Here is a 19,336-nt window from a genome sequence, read left to right as displayed (position 1 = left end):
ATTACCAAGTTGTATCCAACCACTGTCAAAATGTAAAATACTACAGCTCTCATTATCCGTTAGAGTTACTATATGCCCGGATTCTATATAAACTTTAGCTGCACTGGAAGTAGGTTTGGCTGTGGCATCATTCCAGTGAGTTCCATCCCTTGAGGACTTCCAGGTTGTAGTTCCTGTCCATCTATGATTTGTTCCATCCCAAGTATTAACTGTTCCCCAATTTCCACTTGCAATACTGGCAAAATAGTCAGTTGATTTTGTAGCTGTAGGAACTTCACCTCCTCAGGCACAACCGGTTGAATAAGTTGTTCCGCTTAGTGTGAAAATGACACCATAATAACGAGTGCTGGATTGTAAATTAGTAACTGTTACCGAACCTCCTGTACCATTATATACACAATAAAATCCAGAATCTTCAAGTTGAGATTTTTTAACATTCCAATCTGCACTTGCTTCATAAGTTCCTGATGCTTGAGGAGGATAGACAGCTGTGTCTTCTTTAAGAAAGAGAACATAAGTTAATCCTAAAGTAACGCTCCAGGAAAGATTAATGCTGGAAAAAGTAACATTATCAAAAGTGATAGCAGTAGGAGGATCTGTACTGGAAGTTGTAGTATGATTATAAGCAGGGGACGGCATATAGATATAGGTATTAGCTACATCACTGTAATTATATTCCATCACTTCCACAGTGTAAGTAGTACTTTTAGTTAGCCCGGTAACAGTTACGCTTGTTCCAGTGCCTTTATAAATGCAGAAATATCCGCTTGAACCAATTTGGGAACCAGGATCCTGCCAGTTAGTACTGGCTGTGTAAAAAACACCATTGGCAGCATCAACCGGAGTAGCATTACCTTCTTTCATAAACATTATGCGTTGGGCAGCGCTTCCAGCTGTGCAACTGACCGTAAATCTGCTTGGTCCAATATCCGAAAAAGTAACAGTTGAAGCTTGAGTATTGGGGCTACGCAAAGTGATATTCACATCATCAATATGGATATCTGCATTTCCGCTTGCCAGATAGAATCTGATATAGACATTAGTGTAAGTAGCGGCGTGAACATCTACAGAGTAAAACTTAAAACTGCTGGTAAGGGGATTTGAAGAATTAGAATATGTTGTTATATCAGTCCAAGTTAAAGCATCGGTACTATATTGAATTCTAAAAGAATATTGACTGCCGGTATTTTCCAAGGCAAAGAAAGTGATTAAACCAGGTGTATTAACTTTCCTGGTATAAGCATAGTCGCCAGCTGGTTGAAGCTCAAGAGAATAACCCCCGGAATAGGCAGGAGAATTTCTAACAGCACCAGAAAATGTCCAACCGCTGGGGGGCCAGGTTCCATCAAAATTTTCGCTTACAATTACATATTCCAGATATTGAGTTCCACCGGCTGTAGTTGAACCACCTTTATAAAAAGTTGTAGTAAAGATAATATTATCCGTTGTGATAGCAGAAACGGATAAAGTATGGTTGGGAATTAATGTCTGTCCAATATCAGCAGTAATCCAGAAATAGTGAGTTGTATTACTTAAAATTTTATTTAAACCAGAAAAAGTATGTGAACCATTTCCTAAACCCGATGTTAATGATGAAATATTGGTTGCGCTGGTAAAGGTGTTAGCAGTATTGTACCAAAGCTGTAGTTTAGTTAGTTCACTTTCAGTATAAGTACCAGTGGTCGTAAAAGATACACTTGATAATGTTCCCCCTCCTCCGGTCATTTTAAGTTGGAAAGTGAATAGCCGTTTTTTAATTAATCCTGCATTAGCAACTGCTTCTCCAATTTGATTGTTAGAGGTTAATTCAGCGCTTTGTGCATACCCTAAGACGGAAACGAGGAGTAGTAGTAATATAAAAAGTGTCTTTTTCATTTTATCTCCTTATCTGCTAATTCACTTAAAAAAAGCATTCAAACAGTTAGCAGTAATTATTTTTATCTACGCTCTTACAAAGTAACCGGTATTTAAATTAAAGCAAATCCTTTTTTGAGTTTTCAGTAATTTTTTGTTAATGGGCAAAGGTAACATATAGACAGATAAGAAGATAGTGAGAAAAAAAATTTTTGAGGTATCAGCGGAAAAGTCCATTTTTTGTTTTTGCTCTATACCGCTTCTTTTTTTATTACAATTCTATGAAGAAGTAACGAAAATTACCCTTGCTATTACCGCAACCGGGGAAGTAATCATCCTTCTGTTTTTGCCATAGCGGAATTTGGCAAACTCGCTCTAAAGGGCTTTAGTTCAGGAAGAACGACGTCCTCGTCGTTCAAGCACAAGAAGGGGTTGACCAGGAGGTCAACCATCCGATCTCGCCCTAAAGGGCTTTTGGCAGAGGGCTGAGAGCTGAGGGCAGAGGGTTGAGGGCTGAGGGCAGAAAGGCAGAGAGAAATAATAGGTCTGGGATGAACAGGATTATAGGGATTTTAGGGATTTATAAACTTGAATGTTTTTCCATAAATGATATGAACATCCAAGTTTTCCTTTCCATCCTGTCATCTTCTTTTTTTCCCGGTTACCGTTCACTTTTCACCCTTCACTGTTAATTCTCAATTCTCCATTCTCAATTCTCAATTCTCAATCCTAAATCTTTTTCTCTTTTTCTCTTTTTCTCTTTGTTCAAATATCCTCTTTTTCTCTTTCTCTCTTTGTTCCAATATCCTCTTTTTCTCTTTTTCTCTTTGTTCCAATATCCTCTTTTTCTCTTTCTCTCTTTGTTCCAATATCCTCATTTTCTCTTTCTCTCTTTGTTTAAATATCCTCTTTTTCTCTTTCTCTCTTTGTTCCAATATCCTCTTTTTCTCTTGTTCTCTTTGTTCTAATATCCTCTTTTTCTCATTCTCTCTTTGTTCCAATATCCTCTTTTTCTCTTGTTCTCTTTGTTCCAATATTCTCTTTTTCTCTTTCTCTCTTTGTTCAAATATTCTCTTTTTCTTTTTATGTATTTTCAACACGGAATGTAAATTATTCAGGTTTATCAGGGAGAAAAAAAGCGATAGCAGAATGTAAGGCAAAACCAGTATTTTGAAGTTATGCCGGAGAAAAGATTCCCATATCGTTCCCATATCGCGATACGAGAACGATACGGGAGTCATATCGGCAATATATCTTATGGGCAAGGGCACTGATTAAGCAAAAAAAAGCCCGGCAGTTAACCGGGCTTATTTTAGTTCTGGATTTGCTTGATAATATTGTTTACTTTTCGGCAGTTATGCGGAAAAAGCGTTTAGAGCCAAGTTCGGACAGGTTCAGGTTAATTTGTCTGCTACCGGCAGGGACACTTACATAGAGAGTATAGGTTCCAAAGGGCTCTTCGCTGGCATAGATTTTATAGTTACTAACTGTAACAGGGGTATGGGATACGGAAAGAGTAACGGCATCCCAACGCAAAATATAGTTATCAGGGGTTGATTCCAGAATTACATTTTGCGGAGAAAGGGGTGTTTCATCTATAACCTCAAATTGAAAAACGCTACTGCTATCCACGAGGGGTCCGGAAGTCATAACCAGCTGCAAATTGTAGCTACCCCAGGAAGTTAGAACTGTATCCAGATTATAGGTGTTGGAAACAGGGATTCCATTCAAAAGCCAGGTAGCGTAACTCTCGGGAGTATTATGCCCCAAAGAATTATTTATAAACTGAAGAGGTTGCCCAACAAAGAAAGGTCCTTCCGGAGTTGTAAAAGCAGCAGTATGATGATAATAGAAACAACCAATATCGGCAACCGTGCCATCCGGGTCTGGTTCTGTATCAGGATTTCCGGCATCAATACAGGGACTGTTATATGGCAATGCGAAATCAAGCTCCAGGGCATTTACAAAGTTTGGATTGGCATTGATATTACCGGTTCCGGGAAAAACCTGGGTGCCATAGTTAATATCGCTATAGGTAACATTGTAAGTTCCGTTTACACATTCCAAAGGATTATTCAAAGCAGTATTGCTCCAAACGATATTATTCCATAAATTCAAATGTGAGGAAGTGATAACAGCTATTTTAGGATAACCGGATAGGGTATTATTGCTGAAAATTAAATTGGGAGTAGCATAGATAGAGAGAGCAACGCAATTCTGCAAAAAATCAGGTGGCACCTGGTCTTCTTCAATAACAAAGCAATTACGGGTTACAGGCATAAGTTCTGCACTATAATTTTTCAAGCCGGTTTGGCAATTCAAAATAAGAGAGTATTTCAGATCAATGTTTCCCCCGGGGTTAATCTGAATTCCGGTTTCAGCATCTTCAATTTGAACATCGCGCAAAACAGGTGTGGTATTATTCTCAATCAAAATTCCGATGTTTTCCAGTTCCTGTCTTAAGGTGCTGCTGGTGTTCCGGATACGGACATTATTCAGCGAAGGAGTTGCTTCAGAACGAATTCCATTATTTTCAACAGTAATTCCCTGATGGCATTCTTCAATCTGCACATCATTCAGAATGGCATTTTCATTGCCCTTCAGTTCAATTCCGCATTTGTCTCCGTTACGCAAAGTGCTGCTGGTGTTACGAATACGGACATTGTTCAGGGAAGGAGTAGAAGCTTGAAGAGGATCGGTATTATCTACTATAATTGCGGTATCATATTCCTCAACAGCTACATCCGAGATAATTACATTGCTCTTTCCTGTTATAACCATACCCTTGGTATCATTTTCTTCCAGGCGTTGAGAGAGGGAGGAATTTCTGAGGGTTATATGGTTTATAATCGGTTCAACTGGTGGGTCTTCCACACCCCGGATAACTTGGATACCGGTTTTATAGCTTAAGATGGTAACATTCTCAATGGGAGGATGGGATACACCAATAACCGTAATTCCGGTTCCGTTTATTAAAGCTGTAGTATCAATCGGAGCTATATAAACAGTATTGATAATCGGATGGGAATTTATAATGGTTATAGGATTAGTAGCATTCAGGATTTCACAATTGATAATATTGCTTTCTGTTCGGGTGCCTGCCGTTCCTGAAATTTCCAAACCACCCCAAAACAGATCCGGAAAGCCGGGAGAAAAAGTTACATCATTGGCAGAAATGGAACCGAGAATATTAATTGGTTCTTCATTCCACACCTGAATAACGATACCTGGCTCAAAAGTTATATTTTGAGTGCTATCTATAACAATGGGCTCAGTAATGTTAAAAGGAGAGTTATCTATTGTCCAGGTAGCAGGTAAATTATCTGAATCCACAACTACTCCGGTGGTAATATTCAAGAGAACATTAATGGTTACAAGATCACTGCTTTGCTCAAAACCGTCAGAAACACTAAAAGTGATAGTTTCTACTCCATACCAGTTATGCAAAGAGCTGAAACTAACCTGTAAACCGGTTATGGTAACACTAATATCGGTATTTCCGCTACAAGTTAAAGTTAACGGATCATTATCCAAATCGCTTATATAAGGTGTAAAATCCACTAACAATGAGTCATTGGCATAGAAAGAGTAACTTTCAGGTAAATCTATTACCGGAGGATGATTAGGACGCAGAACATTCATATTTACGGTAAGAGTTGTAAGCGGATGGGAAGGGTCATTGGAATTTATATTTAAAAGGGCATTATAGCTTCCAGGTGTAATAGTGAGAGCAGAAAAGGAAGCAGTTATCGTTACTGTGTCTCCAGCAGGAACTTCACCCTGCATAGGTTCAATTGTTAGCCAGGGGATAGTAGTTACGAGTTGATTAAGCACTATTTGATCGTTTAATTGATGCGGTTCGCTATTGAAAGCATCACCCTGGATAGTGTAAGAAAGAACAAGGTCTCCATTAATTGTAAAGGGGATGGATACATTTACAATTGCAGTAGCTGTTTCTCCACCGTGAATAACACCCCAGCCCCCGGATGATTCTCCCTGCCAGTGAATGGTTATTCCATTACCGGAAGTTAAATCAGGAATCATAGCTGCAGTTCCACAGGTAAAATTGGTGGCAGAATTGACAATAACTCCAGCGGGGAAAGTTATATACACATCTTTCAGCCATTCATTATCGGGGCTGTTATTATAAAGAGAAAATGTCCAATCCAATGTCTCTCCCGGTTCATAATTAGCATAGTTCAAAGATAAAGTGCTGCCTGCAATGCTTTTATCCGCACGGGTAAACTTTTTGGTTAACCAGCCACCTTCGCTTGGAGAGATGTAATAATATAAAGGTAAACCCCCAGTGTTGGAAATAGTGAAGGTTTTCTCTGTCTCCGTGCCGGCATCCAAAGCTGCCGTTAATGCATTGGTGCTCACTTCAATTGCCGGAGGAACATAAGCACTGCCGGTAACTTGTAAATGAACCAGATGATCGTTATCAGCATTACTGGCTATTATTACATTGCCATTATAACTTCCTGCTGCAAGAGGAGAAAAATTTAAAATATAAGTATTGATTGTGCCGGAAGGGATATTAAAACTCAAAGTATTGCGGGTTGAAGTAGTGCTTTTTGAAGTCCGTAAACTAACTCTTATGTTTTTCAGAAACAGTATAACCATCGGGAGTGTTAATTATTCCGGTTAGGGTTTCGCTACCATAATTCTGGATGGTAAATTCCCGGGTTTGGCTTTCGCCTACAGGAATACTGCCAAAATCCAGCGAATTTGGAGTTACTGCAATTTGAGGTTCATTATAAGCTGGTTCTACCACCAGTTTAATATTGGGTCTTGTATAATAAGCAGTTCCTAAGTCAAAGATATTGGTTTGATTAACATTATCATTTACAAGATAATGGTAACCATTTTCTATGGAAGTATATTGAACTGTTCCGGAGCGATTATAAGAGCTGGTAATACCAAAGGCAGTATCAACTAAAAGATTATCTGTTCCATTCCATAGAAAAGGAGCGGAAAAATTATACAGATTCCAACCGGTCTGGGTAGGCAAATAAGCAGGATTGGAATATACCGTCACCAAATTATCACCGGTAACAAAGGTAAAGACATCTGTAGCTGTAGTATGCTTCAGACGCACTACAAAGTTCGGCATCGTAACCGCTGGCAAACCAACTATATTAAAACCAAGCTGAGTAATATATACCGGACCAAAAATTCCTGCAGCATTTAATTCTGCTTTAGTATAGACAGATTGACCGTGCAAACTTTTGAACCATACATTAACAGGCGATGCATCAGAAGTTCCCGTTACAGAAGTCCCGGAGCCGATAATAGCTTGGGTAACAGGTTGAATTAAGGATATGGAAATTTCATTGGTTGTTTCATTATTACTATTATCAGTTGCTTTGGTTTTAATGGTATAAGTTCCTGCTGTAAAGCCGGTAGAATTCCAAATATAGGAATAGGGAGAGGAATTATCAGTATAGTAAAGAACATTATTAATGTAGAAATTAACGGAAGTAATTGTGCCATTACTGTCTGAAGCATTTACATCAATAGTAATAGCAGAATTGAGGGCAAAAGAGGTTCCGTTAGCAGGAGCAGTAATTATGCAAGTAGGCATTCCACTTTCAATAGTATTTAGGGCAGCATTGGCATTAACCATTCCGTAACCAGTATATCTATCCCAACCTGCACCTCCATCTATAGTCATATCAGTTGCAGTAGAAGTAAGCTTGGAAAAAACCTGAGCAGGAGTTAAAGAGGGGTCTTTGGAAAGCAGTAAAGCAGCCACTCCTGCAGCATAAGGTGTGGCACAGGATGTTCCATTGAACCATAAATAATAATCCCCGCTGGTATTATACCCATTCCCTGTTCCCGTAATGTCTGTAGCAGGTAAAATTGTGGGAGCCATTATGTCCACGGCTTTTTTATTATTCTGACTATTAATACCGTAATTGGAACCCCACCAATATTCTCCATCGGAAGAGGAGGCACTTTTTCTCTGTCCTGAAGGGCTGGCTGCGCCTACGCTTATTACAGAGGTTTCATTGGCAGGATAAGAAATAGTGGAATTATCCTCGTTTCCTGTAGCGGCAAATAATGTTACACCGGAATTATAGGCATAATTTAAGGCAGCGTCCGTAGAAGGTGAATCTCCTTCTTCTACATCCGTTGCACCCAAACTCATACTGGCAATATGAGCACTATTATCAGCCGCATAAGTTAACGCATTCTCTATAGCTGTAAAATACATCTCTCCATTAGAATTAGCTACTTTTAAAGGCATAACACTGCAACCACCCGCAATTCCTGTGATACCCAAAGAATTATTTGCTTTTCCAGCTGCAATTCCAGAACAGGCAGTTCCATGTCCTGGCTCTGCACTGTCGTCCATAGGATTGCCGTCATTATCTCCAAAATCATATCCCGTTACTAAACGCAAATCCGGATGCGCAGTATCAACACCTGTGTCAATAATAGCAATTATAATACTGGCTGAACCATAACCCTGGCTTTGATTCCAGGCAAGCTGTGCATCACTGTCAAAACCGACTGTGCCAACTCCTGAACCGGTATGACCGTAAGCAGTATAAGCAGGTAGCTGAGCTGTATTATTATGACCCCAGTTATTGGCATAATAGGTATCATTGGGAACAACTGCAGGATAGGCTATATATTCAGGAATTGCCTCTTCTACATAGCGATTGGTTTTAAACTTTTTAATCGCTTCTTCCACGGTTGTTTTGCCCTCCAGTTTCATCAAAAACCAGCGGTCAAAACCAGTTTGCTGCGCCCAACTTTTATCTTTAACATCACGATGAGCTCTGATTATTTTGTTAGCTCCGGTTTGAGACATTAGCTGATCCAGTTCATTAATACCGGTTGATGATTTTTCAGCATAAAGGTCTGTTGGAAGATTGGCACGGCTTACTGCTTCAGCGCTAAGTTTCACTTTTATCAGGTCAGGTGCATACAGTTTTCTGTTTACATCTTGCTGTGGATGTAAAGTAACTGCTGTTATAGAACCAAGCAGTAACAGCATTGTAATTACGATCAACGGTCTTTTCATTTTTTCTCCTTAAATATTCAGGATACCTAAAATCCTTTTTATAAAAGCTCTCAATTCAGGCAAGTAATTTCTTCGCTGGAAACTCAGATCTTTCAACAGCGGCTTCATTATTCTCCCTTTTTCATTTCATTATCAATAAAAAGGAGTTACCTTATAATATAATCAAAAAATTCACTTGACCAAATTGGCATATTCCAAGAAACGGGACAAAACCTTTAATCACAGCCGGTGAGCTGGAAAGGAGAAAAGATGACCTCTACACCACAATTTACAGGACGCTCTCTGTTTGACCTGGATGAATATTCTCGGGCAGAAATTATGTTCATTCTGGAAGCAGCCAAAAGAATGAAAGAGATTAACTTGCGGGAATATAAAAAGATTCCTACATTAAGGGGAAAAACGGTTTGTACATTATTCGTAGAAAACAGCACCCGCACCCGAATGAGTTTTGAACTGGCTGCCAATCGTTTAAGTGCCGATGTTGTAAGTTTTCAATCCTCTATATCCTCACTACAGAAAGGTGAAAGTTTGCAGGATACAGTTTACACTTTAAATGCAATGGGTATAGACCTCTATTGTATTCGTCACAGCAGTCCCGGGAGTCCTCAACTCGTTAACAAATATTCAGGTAAACCTGTTATTAATGGAGGCGATGGAAGACATTCACATCCCACTCAGGCATTACTGGATATTTTTTCTATCTGGGAACGCTTAGGTGACCTGAAAGGACTGAAAATAACCATTGTTGGCGATATTTTGAATAGTCGCGTTGTGCGTAGCAATTTAATTGGAATGGGAAAACTGGGAGCAAAAGTAACTGTTTGCGGGCCTAAAACATTGATGCCGGGAAATATGGAAAGTGTTTATAACTGCCGGGTAGAATATGATTTGCCTCGTGCTTTAAAAGATGCGGATGTCGTTATGGGCTTAAGAATGCAACTGGAACGAATGACGGAAGGGCTTTTCCCCTCTCTGGAAGAATACAGTAAACATTATGTTCTCTCCAAAGAGACCGTGAAATATGCTAAAAAGAATGCTTTAATTATGCATCCGGGACCGATGAATAGAGGAGTGGAAATTTTACCTGAAATTGCAGACAGCAATCATAGCATCATTGTAGAACAAGTTGCCAATGGAGTTGCTGTTAGAATGGCTTTAATGTTTTTAATCTTAGGTGGAAAAGCATAGGGAGGAATGAATAATGAAGACCTTAATTATAAATGCTGTCATCTATCAAAAGGGAAAGTTCATAAAAGGGGAAATCTTAATTGACAGAAAGAAGATTGTAAAAATAAGCGGAGGAACAGCTTCCTCCGGTTACCCTACCGACAAAGCGGATAAAATTATAGATGCCAAAGGCGCTTGTATGTTTCCTGGTTTTATAGACCTGCATTCGCATTTACGAGACCCGGGGCAGACCTATAAGGAAGATATCGTTACAGGAACTAAAGCTGCTGCTCATGGTGGTTTTACAGCTGTTTGTGCAATGCCGAATACAGAACCTGTTACCGATAATATTGCTTCCGTGGAATACATTCAATTGCGGGCTGAAGAACACGGTTCTGCCAAGGTGTATGTGATTGGAGCCATTACCAAACAATCTGCGGGAAAAGAAATTGCGGAAATGGCAACAATGAAAGCAGGAGGTATTGTAGCTGTTTCTGATGACGGTAAATGTGTGCAGGATGCGCGCCTAATGCTTTCGTGTATGAAGTATGCCAGTAACTTTGGTATTCCGGTTATTATTCATCCCGAGGATTATTCTCTGGCAGGCAAGGGACAGATCCATTCCGGCAAAGTGGCTACCAAACTTGGATTTAGTGGAATTCCGGGTCTGGCAGAAGAAGTGATTATTGCCCGGGATATTATGCTGGCAGAAAGTGCTGGAGCTCAATTACATATTGCTCATATTTCTACGGAGCGCTCTATAGAATTAGTAAAAAATGCTAAGGATAAGGGCTTACCGGTTACCTGTGAAGTTACACCTCACCATTTGGTGCTAAATGAAGAGGCAAATTTATCTTTTAATACCAATACTAAAATGAAACCCCCTCTGCGAAGTGAAAAAGACCGTCTTGCCTGCATTCAGGCATTGAAAGAAGGAATAATTGATTGCATTGCTACAGACCATTCTCCTCATGCGGATTTTGAAAAGGAAAAGGAATTTGATCTGGCTCCTTTTGGCATAATTGGTTTGGAAACGGCATTTCCCGTGCTCTATAAAAACCTGGTGCAGACGGGACAGATAGACCTAAACCGTTTAATTGAGGCATTAACTATCGCTCCAGCTAAGATTTTAAATTTACCCGGGGGAATTTTAGCAGAAGGAAAAACAGCTGATTTAACGATTATAGACCTGGAAAAAGAAACTCTTTTTTCAGCGGAAAATATCCTTTCTAAAAGCAAAAACACACCCTGGCTCAATCAATGGTTTCCCGGCAGGATTATGGTGACTATCTGTGACGGTAAAATAACTTATCTGGATAGTGAAAATGGATAAACCCAAACACCAGTTTCTGGAACAGACAATATATTCTCGCGAAGAACTCTGCGGGGATTATTTTATTCTTTGGATATGGGATGAGGCATTGGGGAAAAAATGCCAGCCGGGACAATTCTTTGAAATTAGAGCTCATTACAGTATTGCCGATGCGGAAGAAATCCGTTCTTTGCCCAAACTTTTTAAACCCATTTCTATTTATGATAATGCAGAAGGGAGAATTGGTTTCTTCATTAAAAAAGTAGGCACCGGTACCAATGCTCTCTATAAACTTAAAGCTGGAGACCTTTTAGAGCTAATAGGCCCTCTGGGAAACGGTTTTCCCTTTGTTACCGGCAGAAGAATATTGCTGGTTAGCGGAGGAATTGGCTATCCTCCTTTGTGGTATTTACAAAAGCAATTAATTAAGCACAATCTGCTTTACTGGGTGCATGGTGGTTCAGGACAAAACGATGTGTTTCCCTGTGATGAAATTTGGACTGAAGATGGCAGTTTTGGCAAAAAAGGAATGGTTACAGAAGGGATGACAAAATTGATTGCAGAAAAGAAGATTGATTTAATATATAGTTGCGGTCCTATGCCAATGCTGAAAGAATGTGCCGCAATTACCAATAAACTGAATATTGAACATTACTGTTCTCTGGAAGCATATATGGCTTGCGGCATTGGCGTTTGTTACGGTTGTGCCATTCCTGTTGGCAATGAAAATGACTGGAATTATTTACGGGTGTGCAAAGAAGGTCCTGTTTTTAATGCTGCGGAGGTATTATGGAACAAATTTTAAATCCGCTTCAGACATCTTTGGGGCGGCTAAAAATGAATAGTCCCGTTACTGTTGCCTCCGGCACTTTTGCTTTGGAGAACCTGGATTTTATTGCTCAGGAACATTTAGGAGCTTATGTCTGTAAAACTATTACCCGCAATCCGAAAAAGGGAAATCCACCTCCGCGTTTATATGAAACAGAAGCAGGACTGTTAAATTCCATCGGTTTGCAAAATCCCGGCTTGGATAAATTCATAGCTGAGGATTTACCTATATTGCGAAAAAATCTTAAAGTTCCTTTAATTGTAAGTATTTCGGGTGCTTCATTAAACGAATTTGCACAAATGCTGGAATGTTTGGAAAAACAAGAAGGGATTTCCGGTTACGAACTAAATGTATCCTGTCCCAATGTAGAAAATGAAGGCATCACTTTCGGTATTGATCCTGATGTTGTATATAAACTATGTGCTCTGCTATCACCTTTAACAAACAGGGAACTAATTGTAAAACTAACTCCCAATGTTACAGATATTGGCATTATTGCCAAGGCAGCTGAAGATGGAGGTGCTACCGCAATATCATTAATCAATACTATTTGGGGAATGGCAATTGACTATCGGAATGGAATGTCTATGCTTAAAAAAGGAATCGGGGGCTATAGCGGAATTGGCATTAAACCCTTAGCTTTGGCTTTAACTTATCGTGCCGCTCAGGCAGTTAAAATACCTGTAATTGCTATGGGGGGAATTTATAACTGGCAGGATGCATTGGAGTTTTTTTGGGCTGGAGCAGCTATGATTGCTTTGGGAACAGCCAATTTTATAGACCCTGAAGCAGTAGATAATGTTTATAATGGTTTATACACTTTCTGCCGGGAAAAGCAGCTAAAACTAAAAGATATAGTAAAAAAGGTTAACGGGTTAACGGGTTAACAGGTGAACGGGTTAATGGGTTAACGGGTGAATGGGTTAACGGGTTAACGGGTTAACGGGTTAATGGGTGAATGGGTGAATGGGTTAACGGGTTAACAGGTTAACAGGTTAACGGGTTAACAGGTGAATGGGTTAGCAGGTGAACGGGTTAACAGGTCAACGAGTGAACAGGTTAATCGGTGAACTGGTTAATAAGTTAAGAGGTTAGCAAGTTAACCAGTTAACCTGCTAACCCGTTCACCTGTTAACCTACTTCAGCAGCAGCATTTTCTTAGTCAGGGTAGTTCCGTTCATCTGTAATTTATACAGATAAACACCCGAGGCAACATTATTTCCCTGATTATCTTTTCCTTCCCAAATCAGTTTATGGTTACCGGATAAAATATTGTCTTTAAGCAGAGTTTTAATCAGCTGTCCTTTCTGGTTATAGATATTCAGAGTAGCAAAACCTGCATTTCGGGCAGTAAAAGAAATAGCAGTTACAGGATTGAACGGATTGGGGTAATTGCTTAAATTGCATACTGGAACAGGCAAAGAGGCATCTTCATTGGTAACATAATTATCAGGCCAGGTAGTAGTAAACTCAATTGCCAAGCCGGGGGTTAAAGTAGTTGCCGTTACAGGATAAGCATTTGAATGGGTATAAGTTAAGCCCCGTAACTGATTGTGGTCTTCAATTCCTACTGTGCAATAGTTGGTAGTTATTCCCGGGTTATCAACAGTATGATATTGAATTACAATATCCCCGTCTTGTTGCTGTTTAGGATAGAGAATAATCTGGAATTTTTCCATAGAGGCATCGGGACCCAAATCTATAGTATATTGGTTGTAAGCTTTATTCCATTCAATGAGATAACGATTATTTGCCGAATCATACCAATAAATAATACGCATATCGGCAAAAATAGGATTACCTGTTCCATCCACACCTGTCTTCATACCTTTCAGGTCATCCCAATAGCCGGCAACCATGGCATACGGACCTAAGGCAGCAGGAATGTAACAATTATAGAAATCGGATTGATCGGTGGGAATGAAAGAAATCCAGCCATTGGTGGACATCGTAACGCTATTGTAATCCATACCGTAAAAACGGAAAGTGAAAGGCAAAGGAACAGTCAACACTGAATCATCCGGGCTTAAGAAGAGATTACCTAAAAGGTCACCACCTTCAGGATCAAGTTCAAGCCATTCATAAACGGGAGTTGAAGGATAGCCGGAATCATTAGAATCGTAAGCAAAATAACCATATTCATCGGGTCCTGTAGGAGAATTTGGTCCCGGAGTTCCGGCAGTAACAGAATAAAAACTATAGCAACTGTAATCGGTAGTATTAGTAGCATTAAAACGCAGAGGGATATTATTTCCGGGAAAGACATCGTTCAAAATAGTAATTGTTGCAGTAAACTGTTTGGTTTCATCGGGAGCCAAAGAACCAAGAGAAATTGGGGTATTTTGTACCGTAGCAGCTGGCGTAAGCGATTGAATTTGCAGAGAGATATTTTCCATAGCAAAATTGCCTTGATTGGCTGCGGTAAAAGTAATATTATTGGCATTACCTATCTGCAAAATACCTGTAGAATTAATAATCTGTATTTCAGCTCCACCGGCAACTAACTGAAATACACCGGTTACTGAAGGATTATCCAAAGTGAGGGTAAAATCAATTACTGCTCCGGGCTTAATAGCTCCGGTTGTAGAGAAATTGAAATTAACCGGCACAGTTGCCTCCGGATTGATAGTGCTAATAGTTGCAACAGGATTATCTATATTTACCCCGGAATGATTGCAAGCCAAAGTTGCATTGATATTATTATAGGCATCTGAAGAGAAATTCTTTAGCTGCAGAGAAAGAGAATAGGACTCATTCGGAGCCAGAATTGTTTGTGCTAAGTTATTGGAAACGATACCGATAGTAGCATTATCTTGCAAAGTTAAAGTCCGCACCAGGGGAACATAATCCTTTTTACTGATTGTTATCGTTAAATCACCTTCTACATTGGGGTCTATAGGCAAAATAGCATAGCCGTTAGCTATCGGAGCATAAGTGTAATTTATCCCGTCTCTGGTTCCGGAAACTATACCGCTATTTAAATTCGGGGCATTTATGCGGATAAAACTATCACTTTGCTGAAAAGTGAGTCCACCGGCAATAACGGTTTCAGGAATCTGATTGGGGACTAAAACCCACATATTCAAGCTGGGGTCACTTAAAATGTTATATACATGATAATAAAATTCCACATACTGATTATGGGCAAGATCATTAGGGAAATTCTTGTAGAGTTCAATTTTACCCATCAAAACACTGGAACCGAAACCCCGCACGCCCCAATCTAAAATACTGCGAAAAGCTCCGCTGGAAATAGAATTATTCAATCGGGTTTTGGTATGTAAATCGGAAGGACCTACAAAAGCAACACAACCACCGGGATTTGCCATAGAGCCCATCCGCATCCAAGCTTCCCCGAAATTCGGATTTACGGTATTGGCAAAATCCCCGGTATTACAAACGATGGAATATACAACCGGCATTTTGACACCGTTAAAAGTGTTGTCCAAATTCGGAATATGAAAAGCCGGATAGTGCCAACCATTAGCATCACCCCAACCGCGATAACTGATAAATTGAACACCTTGACTGATGGATTGCTGAATTGCTAAGGTTCCGGGATAGGTTGGAGGGCAGAAAACAGTATCAACTTGCATATAACCAAAAGCCAGCATTTTATCTCGCAACCATCGGGACATAGAAATAGGAGTAGTAGGCCTTAAATCACCTTCAGCATAATTTCCGGCAACCGTTAAAGCTTTCCTCATCCAATTTGTATCGTTCATAAAGGGTGTCCTTGCACTTTCATAAACAATGGTTTTATTAACCATAGCAAGAAATTCACTGGCATTAGCAAAGGAAAACCTTCCCACCAGCATTTCGGGAAAGTAATCATTGCCCTCCAGCATTGTGTAGTAATTATCATCTGCATCAGTTTCTGCATATTCCGGCGAGGTAATATAATTAGTAGGAATAGCATAAGTTCCGTTAACATCACCCCAAAGGAATAGATAGTCACATTGATATGTTTGATAGTGCGAAGCGATAAAATTTTTAATTTGTTGCACATCCGAACCGATATCGCTTTTATTTACGGTATAGACATCAAAACCGAGGGATTTTTTCCAGGAAATAAAATCCTGCTGGTAGTTTGTTAGCTGACTGTGAGTAATAATTAACATTTTTGGTCGGCTGAGAGGTAAATTTCGCAGGTAGGAATTCTCAAAATTATCTGCTAAAGCTTTGTAGGCATCAATAAAAGCGGGAGAAACTGAGGCGGGAAGAGGAAAAGGATTGGAGCCCAGTAATTCAAAATTAAGTTCGCTTAAAGTGCGATAGCCATTCTCTTCTTCCTTTAGGGTTTCAATCCGAATAGTGTAACCGCGCATTTCTCTGAAAGTAAAACCGGTTACAATATTTACTGCCTGATCAATATATTTTTGTTCACTAAATAAAAAGTTACCTTCCGCATCAAACACCTTCCAAATCATAGAGGAGACCTGTAAACTGGCATCTGTAAAAGGGAAAGCAAGGGTTTTGGTAATTACGGAACCACTATCGGTATCACTATCATCATTATAGTTCGGTTCAAGGGAAGAAGATTCCTCCCTCAAGCCCTCAAAATGGGCTTGCAAAGTAGAACCGACAGTATAGAAGCTTTGCCCTGTAACCGCGGTTAACAGACCGCAGGCAAGAAGCATCAGGAGCAGTATATATTGTTTCATTTATCCTCCGCTAAAAGCGTATCTAATCAGATTTATGCAATAAACCTTCCAACCTGTTTAGTAATTTTGTTTTTGGGGGCTATTTTACTATAAAATTGGCTGCTAAATTGCTTTATAAACTACACCCTGTCAAAGTCGGGTTTAAATTACCTTTTATATAGTTTTTATATTGAAGATGCAGTCATTTTGTTAATTTCTGCTTAGCAGGAAGGACAAAAGAAGCAGCAAGCAAAAAATAATATTATATACAGTAAGGAAAATAGATGCCACACCGAAAAACAGTGATAATGTTACTAATCACTTTAGTAATCCTGTCCGCCTGCGGAAAAAATACAATCTTAAATCCGGAAGAGAATGATCCTACATCCATCACTTTCGGAACTAACAATACTCTGGATATTGTTACCTGGAATTTGAAAACTTTTCCGGAAGGGACAGACCTTGCGTCACTAAAACAAATGATTCTAGCAATAAATGCCGATGTGATTGCCTTTCAGGAAATTATGGATTATAATGCCTTTATGGAAATGGCGGATGACATCCCTAATTATGCTGCCTGTGTTTACACTGCCACCGATGCCTATCGTCTTGCTTATCTTTATGATACAGGAACAGTTACCGTGAATGAGCAATACACTATCTATGAAAATGACAGTAATCCTTTTCCCCGTCCGCCGTATCTGCTGAATATAACCTGGAATAACGAAAACTATATTCTGATCAATAATCATTTCAAAGCTTACGGGGATAATAATATTGACGCCAGTGACAGCTGGGACGAAGAAAGACGCCGTCAGCTTGCCTGTGAGGAACTGGATTACTATATTTCCACCAATTTATCCGATAGCCGAGTGATTGTTTTGGGTGATTTGAATGACCAGATAGCAGAACCGGATGAATATAATGTATTTCTTAGTTTTTTAGCTAAACCGCAAGAATATTATTTTGCCGATATGCCAATTGCGATTGCGCCTTCCTATTCCAATGTATCCTATCCAAGTTCGCTCAGCCATATAGACCATATTCTCATTTCCAATGAACTTTTTGCCGATTTTGAAGGTGCCGGAAAATATTGCAGAACAATTTTAGCAGAAAATTGGATGCTCAGTTGGAATACTTATGCGGCAACAATTTCAGACCATAGACCTGTTGGCATTCGCCTTTCCCGTTAACAATCCGGAATTTACAGATTAAGAATAAGCATCAATGAAATCCTAAACTATGTTCAGGTTTATGCCTGCTTCATTGTAAGATGATTGAGCATAGAGCCATTGATAACTCTTAAAAGATTCTTTAACGCTTCCTTAGTGAAGTTAAAGCATCGTTAAAGAATTGTTAAACCGTTAATAAAGGGACAAGCAAGCGACCTTTGTAAAAACCATTAATTCAGCCACTTGCGGTCTGTATTATCTTCCCTGAAAAACTATAGCCCTCAGGAAAGATAGTGCCTTCGCAGTTAAACAAGGTAGTAAAGTTTATTCGCTTAAATTGATACTGCGGGACTTAAATCCATATCCTAAAACATCATACACATCCATAATAATCATAAAGGCATCTGGATCGGCGTCTTTAACGATATCCGTAAGCAAAGGCACCTGTCTTCTGTTCAGCACCACAAAAAGTATTTTTATATCTCGCTTATTAAAACCGCTTACACCATTCAGATAAGTTACACCTCTATCCAGTTGACTGAAAATTTCCTGGCGAATTTCATCTACAGCATCGGAAATGATGTAAGCTCCTTTGATATAGGGAAGACCTTCGCTCACCAAATCGGTAATTTTTACGGTAATAAATAAATTCACATAACCCCAGATAAGTAATTTGGGGGCTTTAAAGGCAATGGCAACCAGTAAAATAATTCCTGTTTCCACAATATAATATCCTGTCCCGATAGAAAGATTTGCCTTTTGTTTAATTAGTGCAACAGGGATATCGGTTCCTCCTGTGGAGCCCCGAAAACGGAAAATCAATCCTAACCCGATTCCGAGTAAAACACTTCCGGCTATTGCACTTAGCAGCAAATCTTCAGGAGCTAACAAAGCATAAATTTTCCGCCCGTTAAGAAGATGAGTATAGGGCTTCAGATCGGAAATAATTCCCAATTTATAAAGCGCAGGAAAACTTAGCAGGTCGGTCATTACAGCGCTTACGATCATACCGTATAAACTTTTACTGCCGAAGGATTTGCCAATAAAGATGAAGCTGAGGATAAACAGCGGAATATTGATTAAAATCATAGACACGCCATTGGGTATGCCTAAAAAATAATATAAAATTTGAGATAAACCGCCAACTCCTCCAGGAGCCATATTATAGGGCAGTAAAAACCAGGAATAACCAATGGCGAAAAAAATAGAGGCAAAGACAATTCCCGCAAGGCGTCCAATTTCTCTTTGCAGATATTGTTTTGATGTAATTTGAGGCATTTGCCGCATCTCCTAATTTCTTGACTAAATCATAATCACCAAATCCTT

Annotated in this window: 11 protein-coding genes; 5 read left to right on the top strand and 6 right to left on the bottom strand. The window is 39.5% G+C overall.

Features of this window, described 5'->3' with window-relative positions; genetic code table 11:
- Positions 1-282 precede the first annotated feature (282 nt).
- From PLE33_03660 to PLE33_03645, 4 genes are all read right to left on the bottom strand, one after another.
- A complete protein-coding gene (locus tag PLE33_03660; protein HPS60340.1) occupies positions 283-1,875 on the bottom strand; it encodes a hypothetical protein in 1,593 nt (530 codons plus the stop codon).
- Between the two features lie 695 nt (positions 1,876-2,570).
- The gene (locus PLE33_03655) at positions 2,571-2,951 is read right to left on the bottom strand and encodes a hypothetical protein (GenBank protein HPS60339.1); all 381 of its coding nucleotides are present in this window, start codon (positions 2,949-2,951) and stop codon (positions 2,571-2,573) included.
- Between the two features lie 244 nt (positions 2,952-3,195).
- Entirely contained in the window at positions 3,196-6,477 is a 3,282-nt protein-coding gene (locus tag PLE33_03650) for an Ig-like domain-containing protein (GenBank protein ID HPS60338.1), read from the bottom strand.
- Positions 6,443-8,887 carry a S8 family serine peptidase gene (locus PLE33_03645; protein HPS60337.1) on the bottom strand — a complete coding sequence of 815 codons (2,445 nt, stop codon included), beginning with the start codon at positions 8,885-8,887 and terminating at the stop codon, positions 6,443-6,445. The genes PLE33_03650 and PLE33_03645 overlap by 35 nt, the downstream gene beginning before the upstream one ends.
- 249 nt (positions 8,888-9,136) lie before the next feature.
- Here PLE33_03645 and PLE33_03640 point away from each other — a divergent pair, with 249 nt between their 5' ends.
- From PLE33_03640 to PLE33_03625, 4 genes are read left to right on the top strand one after another with little or no spacing between them, the layout of a single operon-like run.
- The gene (locus PLE33_03640) at positions 9,137-10,075 is read left to right on the top strand and encodes an aspartate carbamoyltransferase catalytic subunit (protein HPS60336.1); all 939 of its coding nucleotides are present in this window, start codon (positions 9,137-9,139) and stop codon (positions 10,073-10,075) included.
- A gap of 13 nt (positions 10,076-10,088) precedes the next feature.
- Positions 10,089-11,387: a dihydroorotase gene (locus PLE33_03635; protein HPS60335.1), complete on the top strand. Its 1,299-nt coding sequence runs from the start codon at positions 10,089-10,091 to the stop codon at positions 11,385-11,387.
- A complete protein-coding gene (locus tag PLE33_03630; GenBank protein ID HPS60334.1) occupies positions 11,380-12,171 on the top strand; it encodes a dihydroorotate dehydrogenase electron transfer subunit in 792 nt (263 codons plus the stop codon). Before PLE33_03635 ends, PLE33_03630 begins: the two co-directional genes overlap by 8 nt.
- Positions 12,156-13,082, top strand: a complete 927-nt coding sequence (locus PLE33_03625; protein ID HPS60333.1) for a dihydroorotate dehydrogenase — start codon at positions 12,156-12,158, stop codon at positions 13,080-13,082. The genes PLE33_03630 and PLE33_03625 overlap by 16 nt, the downstream gene beginning before the upstream one ends.
- Before the next feature lie 249 nt (positions 13,083-13,331).
- Here PLE33_03625 and PLE33_03620 read toward each other — a convergent pair whose 3' ends face one another.
- Positions 13,332-16,859: a C25 family cysteine peptidase gene (locus tag PLE33_03620; GenBank protein HPS60332.1), complete on the bottom strand. Its 3,528-nt coding sequence runs from the start codon at positions 16,857-16,859 to the stop codon at positions 13,332-13,334.
- A 263-nt stretch (positions 16,860-17,122) separates the two neighbouring features.
- Between PLE33_03620 and PLE33_03615 the strand changes: the two genes are divergently transcribed.
- Positions 17,123-18,031 (top strand): endonuclease/exonuclease/phosphatase family protein, encoded by a 909-nt coding sequence (locus tag PLE33_03615; GenBank protein ID HPS60331.1) that lies wholly within the window; start codon positions 17,123-17,125, stop codon positions 18,029-18,031.
- Between the two features lie 303 nt (positions 18,032-18,334).
- Here the strand turns inward: PLE33_03615 and PLE33_03610 are convergent, their stop codons facing one another.
- Positions 18,335-19,288: a YitT family protein gene (locus PLE33_03610; protein HPS60330.1), complete on the bottom strand. Its 954-nt coding sequence runs from the start codon at positions 19,286-19,288 to the stop codon at positions 18,335-18,337.
- Positions 19,289-19,336: the final 48 nt, after the last annotated feature.

The sequence above is a fragment of the Candidatus Cloacimonas sp. genome (assembly GCA_035403355.1).
Classification (GTDB): Bacteria; Cloacimonadota; Cloacimonadia; order Cloacimonadales; family Cloacimonadaceae; genus Cloacimonas.
Note: the sequence above shows the minus strand (reverse complement) of the source record. Positions and strands in the feature narration are given on the sequence as shown.

What these genes read in the sequence shown, in the direction of transcription:
- PLE33_03660 (HPS60340.1), bottom strand. Translation starts at nt 1,875, where the DNA reads ATGAAAAAGACACTTTTTATATTACTACTACTCCTCGTTTCCGTCTTA.
- PLE33_03650 (HPS60338.1), bottom strand. Translation starts at nt 6,477, where the DNA reads ATGGTTATACTGTTTCTGAAAAACATAAGAGTTAGTTTACGGACTTCA.
- PLE33_03645 (HPS60337.1), bottom strand. Translation starts at nt 8,887, where the DNA reads ATGAAAAGACCGTTGATCGTAATTACAATGCTGTTACTGCTTGGTTCT.
- PLE33_03640 (HPS60336.1), top strand. Translation starts at nt 9,137, where the DNA reads ATGACCTCTACACCACAATTTACAGGACGCTCTCTGTTTGACCTGGAT.
- PLE33_03635 (HPS60335.1), top strand. Translation starts at nt 10,089, where the DNA reads ATGAAGACCTTAATTATAAATGCTGTCATCTATCAAAAGGGAAAGTTC.
- PLE33_03630 (HPS60334.1), top strand. Translation starts at nt 11,380, where the DNA reads ATGGATAAACCCAAACACCAGTTTCTGGAACAGACAATATATTCTCGC.
- PLE33_03625 (HPS60333.1), top strand. Translation starts at nt 12,156, where the DNA reads ATGGAACAAATTTTAAATCCGCTTCAGACATCTTTGGGGCGGCTAAAA.
- PLE33_03620 (HPS60332.1), bottom strand. Translation starts at nt 16,859, where the DNA reads ATGAAACAATATATACTGCTCCTGATGCTTCTTGCCTGCGGTCTGTTA.
- PLE33_03615 (HPS60331.1), top strand. Translation starts at nt 17,123, where the DNA reads ATGCCACACCGAAAAACAGTGATAATGTTACTAATCACTTTAGTAATC.
- PLE33_03610 (HPS60330.1), bottom strand. Translation starts at nt 19,288, where the DNA reads ATGCCTCAAATTACATCAAAACAATATCTGCAAAGAGAAATTGGACGC.